13 protein-coding genes are annotated in these 13,501 nt (G+C 48.6%); 6 read left to right on the forward strand and 7 right to left on the reverse strand.

Annotated elements, in window-relative coordinates:
* Positions 1–17 precede the first annotated feature (17 nt).
* A complete protein-coding gene (locus IC21_RS11795) occupies positions 18–872 on the reverse strand; it encodes a TIGR03943 family putative permease subunit (RefSeq protein ID WP_029141752.1) in 855 nt (284 codons plus the stop codon).
* A gap of 12 nt (positions 873–884) precedes the next feature.
* Complete coding sequence (locus IC21_RS11800) at positions 885–1,775, reverse strand: permease (RefSeq protein WP_174760510.1); 891 nt, start codon at positions 1,773–1,775, stop codon at positions 885–887.
* 231 nt (positions 1,776–2,006) lie between these two features.
* Between IC21_RS11800 and IC21_RS11805 the strand changes: the two genes are divergently transcribed.
* A complete protein-coding gene (locus tag IC21_RS11805; RefSeq protein WP_019721756.1) occupies positions 2,007–2,774 on the forward strand; it encodes a TerC family protein in 768 nt (255 codons plus the stop codon).
* 62 nt (positions 2,775–2,836) lie between these two features.
* Here IC21_RS11805 and IC21_RS11810 read toward each other — a convergent pair whose 3' ends face one another.
* The 5 genes from IC21_RS11810 to IC21_RS11830 all read right to left on the reverse strand — a co-directional run bounded on the left by IC21_RS11810 (position 2,837) and on the right by IC21_RS11830 (position 6,606).
* Positions 2,837–3,022, reverse strand: a complete 186-nt coding sequence (locus IC21_RS11810) for a YhzD family protein (protein ID WP_013858711.1) — start codon at positions 3,020–3,022, stop codon at positions 2,837–2,839.
* Positions 3,023–3,026: 4 nt separating this feature from the next.
* Positions 3,027–3,809, reverse strand: coding sequence for an enoyl-CoA hydratase (locus IC21_RS11815; protein ID WP_029141753.1), 783 nt, complete (start codon positions 3,807–3,809; stop codon positions 3,027–3,029).
* A 140-nt stretch (positions 3,810–3,949) separates the two neighbouring features.
* Positions 3,950–4,816 (reverse strand): Cof-type HAD-IIB family hydrolase, encoded by an 867-nt coding sequence (locus tag IC21_RS11820; RefSeq protein WP_013858709.1) that lies wholly within the window; start codon positions 4,814–4,816, stop codon positions 3,950–3,952.
* A 117-nt stretch (positions 4,817–4,933) separates the two neighbouring features.
* Positions 4,934–5,281, reverse strand: a complete 348-nt coding sequence (locus tag IC21_RS11825) for a YlbF family regulator (RefSeq protein WP_029141754.1) — start codon at positions 5,279–5,281, stop codon at positions 4,934–4,936.
* A 191-nt stretch (positions 5,282–5,472) separates the two neighbouring features.
* Positions 5,473–6,606, reverse strand: coding sequence for a DUF445 domain-containing protein (locus tag IC21_RS11830; RefSeq protein ID WP_029141755.1), 1,134 nt, complete (start codon positions 6,604–6,606; stop codon positions 5,473–5,475).
* Positions 6,607–6,889: 283 nt separating this feature from the next.
* Between IC21_RS11830 and IC21_RS11840 the strand changes: the two genes are divergently transcribed.
* The 5 genes from IC21_RS11840 (at position 6,890) to IC21_RS11860 (ending at position 13,233) form a co-directional block, all read left to right on the forward strand.
* Positions 6,890–8,230: a YheC/YheD family endospore coat-associated protein gene (locus IC21_RS11840; protein ID WP_029141756.1), complete on the forward strand. Its 1,341-nt coding sequence runs from the start codon at positions 6,890–6,892 to the stop codon at positions 8,228–8,230.
* Complete coding sequence (locus tag IC21_RS11845) at positions 8,220–9,311, forward strand: YheC/YheD family endospore coat-associated protein (protein ID WP_029141757.1); 1,092 nt, start codon at positions 8,220–8,222, stop codon at positions 9,309–9,311. The genes IC21_RS11840 and IC21_RS11845 overlap by 11 nt, the downstream gene beginning before the upstream one ends.
* A 417-nt stretch (positions 9,312–9,728) precedes the next feature.
* Complete coding sequence (locus tag IC21_RS11850) at positions 9,729–11,090, forward strand: YheC/YheD family endospore coat-associated protein (protein ID WP_013858703.1); 1,362 nt, start codon at positions 9,729–9,731, stop codon at positions 11,088–11,090.
* Positions 11,087–12,268 carry a YheC/YheD family endospore coat-associated protein gene (locus IC21_RS11855; RefSeq protein WP_029141758.1) on the forward strand — a complete coding sequence of 394 codons (1,182 nt, stop codon included), beginning with the start codon at positions 11,087–11,089 and terminating at the stop codon, positions 12,266–12,268. The genes IC21_RS11850 and IC21_RS11855 overlap by 4 nt, the downstream gene beginning before the upstream one ends.
* A 65-nt stretch (positions 12,269–12,333) precedes the next feature.
* Positions 12,334–13,233, forward strand: a complete 900-nt coding sequence (locus IC21_RS11860; RefSeq protein WP_029141759.1) for a PucR family transcriptional regulator — start codon at positions 12,334–12,336, stop codon at positions 13,231–13,233.
* The last annotated feature ends 268 nt before the right edge of the window (positions 13,234–13,501 follow it).

Below are 13,501 nucleotides of genomic sequence, written 5' to 3' on the forward strand. Positions count from 1 at the left end.
GAACATGCCAAACCCGTTTAATTGTATTGCCGGTAGACGTACGGATCTTTCGGCTCGCTGCTTTTATGGTAACTTGTTACTTTTAAATACGGGATATTCTCTTTAAACGGCGTATAGTACGTCATATCCAGTTTCCCTTCAACCTCAATCCATGTATTTTTTTTCACGTTTGCCATATTGCCCGGAAAATCAACGAGCATCCCGTATACGCCGGCATCGGCAATACAGTGGATAATGCCAAACCGGAGCACAAACAGCTGATTCGCTTTAATATCATCCGTCCGGTAGACAAACCCTTTTATCGCCACCTTTTTGCCGATAAAATCCCCCGGATAATTGTAAATCGTTTCAAGCCCGTGGAAGTAATGGTCATCATCGAGGACGATGCTTTGCAATTTGCTGTACTTTTTTAAATCCGAATTTTCCATTTCTGTATACTGGTCCTTATCATAGTAAAGGCTGGAATTCGGCCGCAAAATCTGGTGATTGGCATACTGGTCCTTGTCATTGTCAATCATCGAAAAGTGGAAGCCTTTTGCTTTGACAACGGTGGAATTCAAGGTGGCCACCGGAAGAAAAATGCCCGTTACAACCGGGATTAAAATCATGCCGTACGTAAACACTTTTTTGTACCATGTATTTTCATCCGTTTCATGGGAATGGCCGTGGTGGGCGCCGTGATGATGGTCATGCGCCCCGTTTCCCGCCCTGACCCATTTCACGAGCTGGTATAAACATAAAAAGCCCATTGCAAAAATCATGGAAAACGACAAATACGCATACTTCATATTGATATATTTGCTAATATCCCCTGTCGCGTGCAGCTTCATAAAAAAATACGCGAAGCCGAACAATACGATAAATCGCAACATTTTAAACACCTTCTATATTAAGAATGCACCCGTAAACACAAAAACGATAATCAGCCCGATCATCGAAAAGACAAACTTTCTTTTAAATGAATGCATCATCATGAGCAGATTTTTAATATCCACCATGGCGCCAAATACTAAAAATGCAAGAATGGCCGGCGTCCCGAACATCCCGTTGAAAGACGAGGCAATGAAGGCATCCGCCTCGGAACAGATCGACATGATAAAAGCGAGCAGCATCATAATCAGAATCGCCGCCATTTTTGTCTGTCCGAGCGACAGCAGCGTACTCGTCCGGAAGAAGGTCTGCATGGCGGCAGAAATCAGGCCGCCAAACACGAGAAACTTCCCAACGGAAAAAAACTCATCAATCGCATGGTCGATCGTTCCGGTGATTTTTTGCAGAAAACCCGGTGCATGCTGTACTTCGCGGCCATGGTGGTGGTGCAATTTGGCCTCCACAAATTCGCGAAGCTGGTTTTCGGAAAAAAAATAAGAAATCGCAATCGCGGTTAAAACAGCAGTAAAAATCGCCAGCCCGCAACGAAGCAGTGCCATTTTCCAGGAATCGCCAAACGCGACAAACGTAGAAAAAATGACAACCGGGTTAATAATCGGCCCCGTCAGCATAAACGCGATGGCAGCAGAAAGCGGGACATTTTTCCGGACAAGCCTTTCCGTAATCGGGACAATGCCGCATTCGCAGGCCGGAAAAAGCGCGCCCATCCCGGTGCCGAATGCAATGGATAAAAAGCGGTTTTTCGGCATCACTTTTGCAATCATTTCCTCAGTGACAAACATCTGGATCACCGCTGAAATGAATACACCCAGCACAATAAAAGGCAACGCCTCGATGATAATGCTGATAAAAATGGTATTCATTTGCAATAAGGACTGGACCATAACAGCATATCGTCTCCTTTTTTCTATCACACTCACAAAAAAACTCTCCCAACTAGGATACTATAAGTCTTCTTTGGCGTAAATGAAGAAAACCGGGAAATGGCGGGCAAGCAGGAAAACCATGTGAAAAAATGATTGCCAATTTGATGAAACCCATGCGATTCTATTACTTTTTGGGCCGGACTGTGTTATGATAGTGTCAAATGAACTAGTATTAAGAACGTGAAGGGAATGAAGCAATTGCCGGTATCTATATTTGACTTTGGGTTGGTTGTTTCTGCCGGGGCTTTTGTTGCGCTGCTTAAGATCATTATGATCGATATCATTTTATCGGGCGACAATGCGGTTGTGATCGCCATGGCGACCCGGAAACTGCAACGCGAACAGCAAAACAAAGCGATTTTCTGGGGGACAGCCGGTGCGGTGATTTTAAGAATTCTGCTGGCAATGGCGATCGTTGCTTTGCTGAAAATTCCTTATGTAAATGTCATTGGCGGGCTTTTGCTTCTTTGGATCGCATATAAAGTGCTCGGCGGCGGAGATGAAAATGTCCAAGTCAGAGCAAAAAATGGGCTGCTCGTTTCGATCGGCACGATTATCATGGCTGATGCAATTATGAGCCTCGACAATGTGGTGGCGCTGGCCGGTGCTTCAAACGGGCATATCGGCATGATTGCCCTCGGCGTTGCCATCAGTATTCCGGTTATGATATTCGGTTCAAAGATGATTGTAAAAGCGATGAACCGTTACAGCTGGATTGCCTATGCCGGGTCGGGCATCCTCGCCTGGACAGCGGCGGAAATGCTCTTTAAAGATGAGCAAATCCTGAAATGGCTGGATATATCACACGGGCCGTTAACGTATACGATCGGCGGCTTTCTTACGGTTTTGGTTTTGTTTCTTGGCTGGCTTTCGAACCGTCGGACGGCGGCAAAGCAGGTTAAGCAAGTAAAACAGGATATAAAACAGGATGTTAAGCAGCATGTCCATATCCATTAATGGCGCAGAACTTACGCCGTTCCCTATTAAAAGAACCCGGGCTGGATTGGCCCGGGTTCTTTTTACCGGTGGAACAAAATCAGTTTTCCTTCAGGGGATACGCAACGGTGCGTTTTCTCATGGACGCCTTTTTCTTTTAAAAGCGCCTCCCCTTTTTTCTTCGCTTCCGTGTCATCCTGTGCTTCAAAACCTTCATCGAGAATCTTTTCCCCTGTCGGTTCAAAGGCAGTCAGTTTATAGTCGCGCATGCTTTCACTCCCCCTTGAATTGCGGCGCCCTCTTCTCTACAAAAGCGCGGATGCCTTCCTTGTGGTCTTTCGTCTGGCGCATTTTCCACTGCGCATGTTTTTCCAGTTCCAATGATTTATTGAAGTCCGGGCGGTTCAGTTCCGTATAGATTTTTTTCGTTTTGATCATCGCGAGGACCGGCTTTTTCTGCCATTCTGTAATTTTTTGGTCAACGGCAAGCGCAAGATCGGGTACCGCTTCATCGATAATGCCCGTTTCGGCTGCCTCTTCAGCAGACATGACTTTTCCTTCCCAAATCACCTTTTTCGCCTTTTCCTGGCCGATCCGGCGCTGCAGCAAATAGTGGCCGCCGCCGTCCGGCACAAGGCCGATCCCGATAAAGTTCATCGCGATTTTGCTGTCCAAATCGCTGATAATGGTATCACAGGCAAGGGCAAGGCTTAAGCCCAATCCTGCAGCAGCGCCATTAATCGCCGCAATGGTGAGTTTCGGCATACCCACAAGAATGGAAACGGCTTCATTTATTTGGTCCATAAAAGAGATGAACCCTTTTTCTTCCTCCATCGCAAGCATGGCTTTGATGTCCCCGCCTGCGGAGAATGCTTTGCCGTTTCCGGATAATACGAGAATGTGAATGTCATCCTTCATCGCAATCGCTTTCAACGAGTCCGCCAGTTCCTTAATCATCTCCAGGTTCAGCGCATTCATTGCGTCCGGGCGGTTGAAATACAAATAGGCTGCCCCGTCTTTTTCCTCCACCTGGATTGTTTCATACGTAGAAATCACCGAAATCCCTCTCCCTTTGTTTTATTCTTCCTATTACTAGGATAGCGAAATATTCGGCAATTTCCAATACAAAATGGCGTCTTTTTAAAAAATTCATCAAAAAAAGAGGCTGCCGCCTAAGCAAACAGCCCCTTCCATCCTTATTTCAGCAGTTTCATTTTTTTCAAAAAGTCAATCGGCTGCTGTTTCCGGAAATGCTCTTTTACCATATAAGACACTCCGTTTTCATTGTTAGAACGGGTCACCCAGTCGGACGCGTTTTTGACAGCGGGATGCGCATTCCCCATCGCAACGCCGAGCCCTGCCCACTCGACAAGCGGGAGATCATCGAGGCCCGAACCGATGACGACCACTTCCTCACGGCGGATGTTCATCCGGTCGCATACATATAAAAGCCCGCGAAGCTTGGAAATGCCAGCCGGCACAATATCCAGCTTCCCGTTCCCGCACACAATGCAATCCACTTCATGGAACATATTGGCAATTGCTTTTTTGGCAGCCTGAATGTCCTCTCCGTCGGAAAAGATCACTTCGATTTTGGGCGGGGAAAGCGGCGTTTGTTCCAGTTTTGCCGATAAATCGTCCACATATTGTTCTGCATAAGAAAACGGATTGGACGTTTGATAAATGACTTTTCCCATCAGCTTATTCGGATGCTTCACCCTGTTTGACAATGTAAACCGCTCGGAAACAAGGCGGATTTGGGCTTGAAACCCTTCCAAAAACCGCACAAGGTCACGGGTGGCCTCTTCGCTGATCCTTCTGACAAAAATCGGTTTATCCAGTTCACTGGCAATATAAGCGCCCTGGTGCGTGATTAAGGAAGAATGCAGCTTCAGCCATTTGGCAATCCGGTGGGCCGAAGCGAAATTTTTTGACGTAATGAGCGTCACCGCAATGCCTTTTGCACCTGCATACTCAATCGCTTCTTTCGTTGTTTTGCCGAGCCGGCCGTTATCCTGCAGCAATGTTCCCTCAATATTTAACGCCAGCATTTTATAGATCATGGATGCTCCCCCTCTTCATGATGCTCCCGGCTGCCGGGCTGATTTTTCACACAGCCTGCTTTCTTTTACAGATGTATGAGAAAAAAGGGGGAAATAGAACTTTCCGGCTGCATTCTTCTACTTTCCGTTGTATAAATCTTCGACAGGCTTCATCAGCACCTGATTGATTTCGCTGAGCATATCGCTTAGCCGCTGTTCAGCGCCGATCAACTGCATAATGGCGGGATTTGCCTGGACCGCTTGCATGGCAGCCTGCGCCTGCTTTTCATCTTCTTCTGTAACCGGAAGCCCCTGCATTTGTTTATCTTGCAGATTGAGTTGAAGCTGCCTGAAACGGTCAAACAATGCTCTCGCCTGGCCGTTTGACCGGACATTTTCGTACGCCTGCTTCAACGCAGCAAATTCATGGCTTTCCCGGATTCCTTTTTCAAGCATGCGCGCGTATTCATTTAAATGGGATGGCATGTAAATCCTCCTTATGTTTTATTCATCACGGATGGTTTCCCGGCCTTGCTTTCGTTACACAAGGAGCAGCCGGGCCGCTTGAAGCCTGCCACGGAAATGCAGGGATGCATGGGTTTCCTGTTTTCTCTTTCCTGCACGAGCAGCAGGATCAGGCCGGCGTTATTCCAACAATGCGCCAAAGCTTGCTTCCTCTATACAAGCAGCACGATCACCCCCTGAACGATCCCAATCAGGCCGCCCAGTAACGCGCCAAGATACGTAATCATTGAAAATTCGCGGGCGGTAATGCCGAGAATCAGCCCTTCCAGGCGCTCAATCGGAAAAGATTCCACTTCCTGGCGCACAAGATCCGCCACCTGCAGCTTCCGGATGATCAAAGGCACGTTTTTGCTGATGAAGTGCAGCGCTTTTTCCGCCAATACAGGGATCCATTCTTCTTCAATTTTATTCCGGTACCGGGCAACAAATGCCTGGACGGGTGTGTCTAAAAAACGTTCGACAGGAAGGGCAGATAAAATATTTTTCTCCAGCCATCCGCTAATTTCTTCATCCGGTAGATCCGGCAAAAGTTCCCCTGCCTGTTTTGCTTTCAGGCCGTTCCATTCCCTTTCCAGCATTTCCGCCATTGTTGCTTTCATTCCGGGTTCCTGGAGTGCCCGGGTGATCTCAGGCTGGATTTTATCGGCAATCGAAGTGTTTCCGATAAAACGTTTCACCATCGCGCCGATCATGCCGCGGTCATCAAGAAAATGGCTGATCATCCCTTCAATTTTCGTGCGGCCAGCAGGGCTTGAAATGTATTCGCTAATCCTTGCAATGATCAAATCCGCCAAAACAGGGATTTTTTCTTCAGCTTTTTTGATCACGGCTTCCGGCAGCAGTGCTTCAAGCGTTTGCGGTGCGATATGTTGTTTTGCCTCCCCGTAACGGGTGCGGATGAATTCTTTGATCCCGTTTTGAACACGCTCCGCCGACAAATCCGCTTTAAAAAAACCGGCAATTTGCGGGGTCGTCCAGCTCATCTCCAGCCATTTCAAAAAAGTATCCGCCATCCATTGGGCCGTCTCTTTCCGGAACCCGGGCGACAGCAGCTTTTTTTCGATGCTTTCCGGGGTGACCAGATGGCGCACCACCATTTCGCCAAGCTGCTTCGCAATCTCTTCGCGCCTTTTCGGAATCAATCCGGGCGTGAACGGAAGCCGCCAATTTTTAATATAGATCGCCTCGTACGGCCGAAACAGCATTTTAATGGCCAGATAATTTGTGAATCCGCCGATCACTGCCCCCACGGCAGTCATAAACAAAATTTCCAAAAATGCATGCATACACAATCATCCCTCATTGTTTTCGTTGTGAAATTTTTTCCAAAGAAGCACGGGAAGTTTCCAGCCCGCTATGCGGACACAACGGTCGATTTTGGTTCTATGCTGCGGAAAACCGCAAACTTAATGAAAAAATACCCTTTTTTGCGGCCGGGTATTTCTGAAATCAGCTATTTTTTTTGAACCGATTTTCTGTACTAATCATAAGATATCAGCAAAAGCCCAATAAAGTCAAAAATTAGCCGTGTTCGTGCCCGTGTTTTCAGGAGGAAGGGAGGGGAACGGATTGGCATCAACCATTGCATTCCGGCATGACGATGAAACGAAAGGCGCGGCGGCGGCAATTCCACGGGCGCTCCTTTCCTTTTTGCGCATTTCAAACGGCGGGCTCACCATCCGGTTCGGCGGAAAAACAGCCACAGCAAAAGTGGAAACCGATGCATCCGGCAAAACGGTAATGATGCTCTCTGCGGATGGTTACAAACACCTGAAGCTCCCTGTCCCGCCCGCCCGGTTGAAAGCCTTCTGCCGGCAGGGGGTGCTTGAACTTGGCCCGGTGATCGCCGTCCTGACAGAACTTACTGGAAGTGCCCCTTCTGAAAACATCCGGCCATTTTGCGAAGAACTGCACCACCTGATCGAAAAAGAAGGCGGCTGCCTTTTTGTGGAAGGCTTGGATTCCCGCGCCGGCACCGGCTGCACGTTTTCCGCCAATGGCTGGAAGACGGGGGAAGTGCCGGAACCGGACATTGTCTATAACCGCATTCATTCTAGGCTGGCTGAAAAAAGCCGCCAGTTTGGAATGAAAACAGCAGCGTACAAAGAAAAGGGAACCGGTTTTTTTAATGCCAAGTATTTAACAAAAATGGAAGTTTACGAATGCCTTTATGCAAACCGATTTTTGCGGTCGTATTTACCGGAAACTTGCCGGTACGGTCCGGCGTGCCTAGCGGAAAAACTTGGGGCATTCAATATCCTGTATGCAAAGCCCGAAAACGGAAGCCAGGGGCGCGGCATCATCCGGATTGAAAAAAAGGAAAGCCGGTTCCTCCTTGGCCATACGCACCAGGAAAACCGTTTGCCGGAAGTTGCAGAAAATGTGGAAGACACCGTTCAAAAAATGGAACAACTCACCGGAACCCTTCCGTATATCCTTCAACAAGGCATTCCATTGCTTTCGGCAGATGGAAGGCAAACCGATTTCCGGTTCCTTGTCTGGAGAACCGGCGCAAAAAACGATTGGCAGATCGCGTCATCCCTCGCAAGAACAGCGGCAGACGATGCGATTGTGTCAAACCTCTCACAAGGAGGGCTTCCGGCAAAACCGGCGCCGCTTATCTTCCATCATTTTGGAAAGGAAAAAGGCCGGCTCGTGCTGGAACTCATGCATGAGCTGGCGGAAGCCGCCGCCATCACGCTCTGTTCCGCCGGAAACGGGCACTTTGCGGAATTCGGGATCGATATAGGGGTGGATTGGGATGGAAAACCGTGGGTAATTGAAGCAAACGTAAAGCCGTCTAAGGCCGCGTTTGGCGTATCCCGCGGCGGCATCCGCCCATCCGTAAAAGCACTATACCGCTACGGTTTATTTCTATGGACTGAAAGGGGAATGGAACATGCCGGCTAAATTAGGCATTCTTACGCTGGATCCTGCTTCCCGGCAGGATTATTTTGACCAAATGGCACATGAATCAAAACAATATGGGACCGATCTTTATTCATTCTCCCCCCTTGATTTACTGCCCGGCACGCAGAAAGCAAAGGGACTTCATTTTGACACTACAAGCGGCATATGGAAAGAAGAAGTTTTCCAGATTCCGGAATTCCTTTATGACCGCTGCTTTTACGGCGAAGACCAGCCATCAAAAGATGCCAAAAAAATCGTCGCATGGCTGAAAGAACGGAAAGACCTTACCTTTCTCGGATACGGGCTGCCGAATAAAACCGCGCTTTACGACCGTCTGAAGGAAATTCCGGAAATCTCCCCGTATTTGCCGGAGACAGTAAGGGCGGACAGTACGGAAACGGTTTTGCGGGAACTGAACAAATATCTTTCCATTATTTTAAAACCGGCAAACGGTGCGCATGGATATGCGGTGTATTCCCTCGAAAAGAAAACGGGCGGGCTGCTTGTAAGAACGACGAAAAACGGCAGTCTTATATCGCAGAACTTCGGCCGTTTGGATAAATTTCAAGCGTGGCTCAATACACTGCTCGGAAAGCATGATTTTCTCATTCAGGCAAGGATTGACAATATGGACCGGAAAAACCGGCCTTTTGATCTGCGCATCTTTTTGCAAAAAGACAGCCGCGGCGAGTGGCAGGAAGTGACGCGGGGCATCCGTACCGGCATGGAAAACGGCATTTTAACCAATTTGAGCGCGGGGGCAAGCCTCTCAACATACGGGAACTGGCAACGCGAAACGCCGCATTTTAATCATGTCTATATCAGCCAGGAAATCTCTGACATCATCAGCATCTTGCCGGCTGTTTTGGAAGAAACTTTTCAACCGCTATTTGAGTTGGGAATCGATCTGCTTATTGCGGGGGACCAATCCATCTGGATACTCGACATCAATTCAAAACCGGGCAGAAAAATGGTCAGCCTTCTCCATCCGGAAAAAGCCGGGCAAATGGCTGAAGCCCCGCTTGCCTACTGCCGGTATTTACAGGAAATCGGAAACCGCGTGCAGGCCGGAAATGTGTAAAATGAAAGAAATGGGACTGCTCTTTAGCGGCTATGTGAAGGAACAGCGCGTTTTCGACAGCCTTTTCGCATAGAACGCGCCTGTGTTTAAGGAACAGCACCGTTTTCGACGGCTCTCCTTCACACAGAGTGCCCATAAGAAACCGGGCAATTTTGGCCGCATAGAACGCGCCTGCGTCAAGAAACCGGGCGCTTTCAACGGCATACCTTCGCATAGAGCGCTCCTATGTGAAGAAGCAGCGCATTTTTCGACAGCCTTTTCGCATAGAACGCGCCTGAATTTTTGCCACATTGCTTTTGAAACAGAAGGGAACCCGAGAAAAAGAGCCGCGATAGTAGCCGGAAAAATTTGGTTGGTTCATTTCATCCGCTGCCGGTTTAACAAAAGGTCATCTAAATGAAACGAGGTGCTTTACAAATGGCCAGAAAATATAAAATTGAGTTTTTTGATGCCTCCGACCCGATCCTGTACACGCCGCAAAGCCTTCCGGTACTTGAAAACACCGGCAAAGTGGCATTCGGCTCTAAAATCGCTGCCGCAAAAATCGAACCGCATCCAAATGGCCGCAATGTTTTTTCCGTCTCAAGCGCGCTTGCCGGTGAACTGAGAATGCCCGCCTTTTTAACGGTTCTTCACTGTTTCCAAAACAGCGATATCCTGATGCTCGGCCCGCTTGTCGGCATTTTTACGGCCGGCTTCACCCCCTTTGAAAACCGCCCGGCCGGTGCAAGGTCGGCGTGGTTTGCAAAACTTCTTTCCGCCCAGTCTGCTGCCTGCGTGGTGCCGTTTTTATTTGGCGAACAGCATATCGATTGGGAACAGGGTGTGATCACCGGCTACTTTTACGGGAAAGCGGGCTGGGAAAAGCAGGAAGTCCCGTTTCCCAATGCCATTTACGACCGGCTCCCGAACCGGAAAAGTGAAAAACTTGTAAATGCGCAGAAAATCAAAGAAAAATTGGAAAAAGAATATTTTATTCCGTGGTACAATCCCGGCTTTTTCAACAAACTGGAAATTCACGAGCGGCTGTTTCAAGATCCGGAAGCGCGCCCCTATTTGCCGGAAACGAACCCGCTCACCTCTTTTCATCAAATTGAACGGATGCTGTCTGATTACGGGATGGTCTACATCAAACCGGTGAACGGCAGCCTTGGCCTTGGCGTCCATCAAATCCATTACCACCATGCTTCCGGCGCGTATTATTGCCGGTACCGGGACACCGGCAACCGATTGTTAAAATTCAGCAGCCTTGAAAACTTGATCAACCATGTTTTTTCTAAAAAGCAATGGAACCGGCTGCTCGTCCAGCAGGGCATTTTTCTCGTAACAGACGGAGGGCGGCCGGTTGATTTCCGGGTCCATACCAATAAAGACGAGGGCGGAAACTGGGTCGTTACAGCAATCGCGGCAAAAGTGGCCGGCCCGGGCAGCCCGACAACGCACGTGAGAAGCGGCGGGTTAATTAAAACACTTCCCGAACTTACGGAAAACCCCGAGCAACAGGAGATGTACCGGCATGCGCTGGAAACAGCCGCCCTCAAACTTTCCCGCGCCATCGATGAACATGTCGAAGGAGTGATTGGGGAAATCGGGTTTGACCTCGGCATCGGCACGGACGGGAAAGTATGGCTGTTTGAAGCCAATTCGAAGCCCGGGCGCTCCATTTTCAACAATCCGTTCATGAAAGCGTGCGATTTATTGACGCGCAAACTGAGCTTATCGTTTGCCGTTTATTTGACGGAACGGCAAGTGCAGTCACCAGGGGAAATGTTCCCATGACCGCCATCTGGTTTGACCGCAAGGAAAAAATATTTAAGCGTACTGCCCCGTCCCCGCTTTTTTGGGGAAAAGAAGCGGAACTGCTTCCTTTCTCCACGAAACCCGGAGAGGAAACGCCTTATCGTCTGATGTTAAAAGGGGCATCAGCCGGCCCCCTGATCGGGATACTCATCAGTAAATCAAAGAAAGCCATCAGCGGAGACCGTGATTTTTTTATCGCCATCCAACAAACATTACAGGAAAAACAGGGCGGCCTGTCTTTTTTATTCAGCCTTGCCGATATTTCAGCGCATATTACCGGCGTGTTTTGGGATGTAAAACAAGAAAAATGGCACAGGGCAATGTTTCCGTTTCCAGACGTGGTTTATAACCGGATCCGGAAGCGAAAGGAAGAATTGGAGGAAGATTTCCGTCGATTTACCAGGCTTCTCCGGCAAAAAAGGATCCCTTTTTTCAACCCGCATTTTTTAAATAAATATGAGGTGTACGAAAAATTGAAGCAGGATCCGGCGATTGCCGGTTTTCTTCCGGAAACGGCGCTTATTTCCGATAAAAGCAGCTTTCACGCCTTTTTACTGAAGCACAAGGATGTCTATATCAAACCCGCCGCCCGTTCGCAAGGATACGGCATCCGCCGCATTGTGCAGGGGCCCTGTGAAGCATGGACATTTTACACGCCCCAATCCGCCCACTTGCCCGCCAGCTTTTCGGATGTGTGGGAGGAGATTGGCCCCTTTGCAGAAAAAGAAACGTACATTGTCCAGGAAACCGTGCCAACTGCATTGCTTGACGGCCGGAAATATGACTACCGTGTCCACGCCCATTACAACGGAACAGGTTACCGGATAACCGGCATCGGCGTGCGGGTTGCCCACCCCGGCGGAATGACGACCCATACGGCAAAAGGCGGGGAAACGCTGGTACTATCTTCCAATGAAAAAATGGAGATTAAAAAAAAGATTGCGCCGGTCATTTCAGCATGCGGCAATGCTTTAGCGGAATCGTACGGCTTTTTCGGGGAATTTACCGCTGACATCGCGCCCGGCAATGAAGGCGGCTTTTATTTGTTTGAACTGAATGCAAAGCCAATGTCCTTTGATGAACCTGAAATTGAAGCAGCAAAAACCCGGAAACTTGCCGATTTGTTTTATGCCATTACCGGCTTTTTGGAAAAATGATTCCCTCTCTTTAAAAAATTTGAGTAAAATAGATTATATCCAATGAAAAACCGAGGGATCCAAACATGCTCGACAGATTAAAAACAAGGTATCCAAATGCCTGCATTGCAGATGAACCGATTGCAGCGAAACCTTTGTTATGGTTTTGGATGGAAGAAGAAAAACAGTATTTCGGGATTGATCCGGGCGAATTGACGCCGGAAGAAACGATGCTGTTGAAAACATTATTCCCCAAATTCCGGGAAAATGCTCCAGGCACGGCGGGCGAAGCATCCAAATGGTATGACTACCTGTTTTTGCCGGATGCCGAGGCCCCTGCCCGTGGCGGCGTATACCGCGTTACACAGTTTGCGCTGGCAAAAGAAGGGCCGGATGTATCCGGCGTTCAGGAAGCCATCAAAAACATGTTTGTGCATGATGTCTTGGTGATGATGACCAATCAGCTTGAAGGCATGGTGATTGAAGAAAAAAGCGGAACAGCAGCGGCCGAAGACGATCTAGAGGCATCCATCCGTGCGTTTGAAGGGGATTTCTATACCCCTGTTTTGCTGTATTTAGGCGAATTTAAGGAAGTGGCGGCATTAAAGCGCAGCTTCCAATTCGAACGCCGGCTTTTCGAATTTGCCAAAAGCCGCCGGAAAACGTCCGCTTTGTTCACGGCTCATGCTCTGCTCCCTCTTTATTTGCTGTCCCATTTGCCTGAAGGGGAAAAGGGCCTGCTCTTCCAATCACTGCGCAGGCTGTTTGAAGAAGACCGGGAAATGGGGCAAACGATCAAACGGTATCTTGAAAATTTTGCGAATGCCAGCCTGACGGCAAAACAATTGTTCATCCACCGCAATTCCTTGCAGTACCGGATTGAAAAATTTGAAGAAAAAACGGGCTTGGATTTAAAACATTTTACAGATGCCATCTTTGCGTATTTCGCCTGTCTCGAAACCTTTGACGGCAACTCCCACCGATAAGCCGCGCGTTATTTGCCTTGAAAAGGAAACAAGCCCGTTTTACTCAAAATGGCACCAGTTGGCTAACCGGTTGTATCAAGAGCGGCATACCGGCATCGTATCCCATGTTGCAATGAATGCCGCGCAACCGGAAGATTGGAAAACGAGCCGCTTTCAAATTTCCAAGGATCCCGGCCCCCGGATTTTACTGCGCCAATCTGCCGGGAAAACGGGATGGGCAGGGTGCCGAAAATCGCCCTGCATTTTTTGTGCATCCTGCCGTTCCCTT

Source organism: Heyndrickxia coagulans DSM 1 = ATCC 7050 (genome assembly GCF_000290615.1).
In the GTDB taxonomy this organism is placed as follows: domain Bacteria; phylum Bacillota; class Bacilli; order Bacillales; family Bacillaceae_C; genus Weizmannia; species Weizmannia coagulans.

What these genes read in the sequence shown, in the direction of transcription:
- IC21_RS11795 (WP_029141752.1), bottom strand. Translation starts at nt 872, where the DNA reads ATGTTGCGATTTATCGTATTGTTCGGCTTCGCGTATTTTTTTATGAAG.
- IC21_RS11800 (WP_174760510.1), bottom strand. Translation starts at nt 1,775, where the DNA reads ATGGTCCAGTCCTTATTGCAAATGAATACCATTTTTATCAGCATTATC.
- IC21_RS11805 (WP_019721756.1), top strand. Translation starts at nt 2,007, where the DNA reads ATGAAGCAATTGCCGGTATCTATATTTGACTTTGGGTTGGTTGTTTCT.
- IC21_RS11810 (WP_013858711.1), bottom strand. Translation starts at nt 3,022, where the DNA reads ATGCGCGACTATAAACTGACTGCCTTTGAACCGACAGGGGAAAAGATT.
- IC21_RS11820 (WP_013858709.1), bottom strand. Translation starts at nt 4,816, where the DNA reads ATGATCTATAAAATGCTGGCGTTAAATATTGAGGGAACATTGCTGCAG.
- IC21_RS11825 (WP_029141754.1), bottom strand. Translation starts at nt 5,281, where the DNA reads ATGCCATCCCATTTAAATGAATACGCGCGCATGCTTGAAAAAGGAATC.
- IC21_RS11830 (WP_029141755.1), bottom strand. Translation starts at nt 6,606, where the DNA reads ATGCATGCATTTTTGGAAATTTTGTTTATGACTGCCGTGGGGGCAGTG.
- IC21_RS11845 (WP_029141757.1), top strand. Translation starts at nt 8,220, where the DNA reads ATGCCGGCTAAATTAGGCATTCTTACGCTGGATCCTGCTTCCCGGCAG.
- IC21_RS11850 (WP_013858703.1), top strand. Translation starts at nt 9,729, where the DNA reads ATGGCCAGAAAATATAAAATTGAGTTTTTTGATGCCTCCGACCCGATC.
- IC21_RS11855 (WP_029141758.1), top strand. Translation starts at nt 11,087, where the DNA reads ATGACCGCCATCTGGTTTGACCGCAAGGAAAAAATATTTAAGCGTACT.
- IC21_RS11860 (WP_029141759.1), top strand. Translation starts at nt 12,334, where the DNA reads ATGCTCGACAGATTAAAAACAAGGTATCCAAATGCCTGCATTGCAGAT.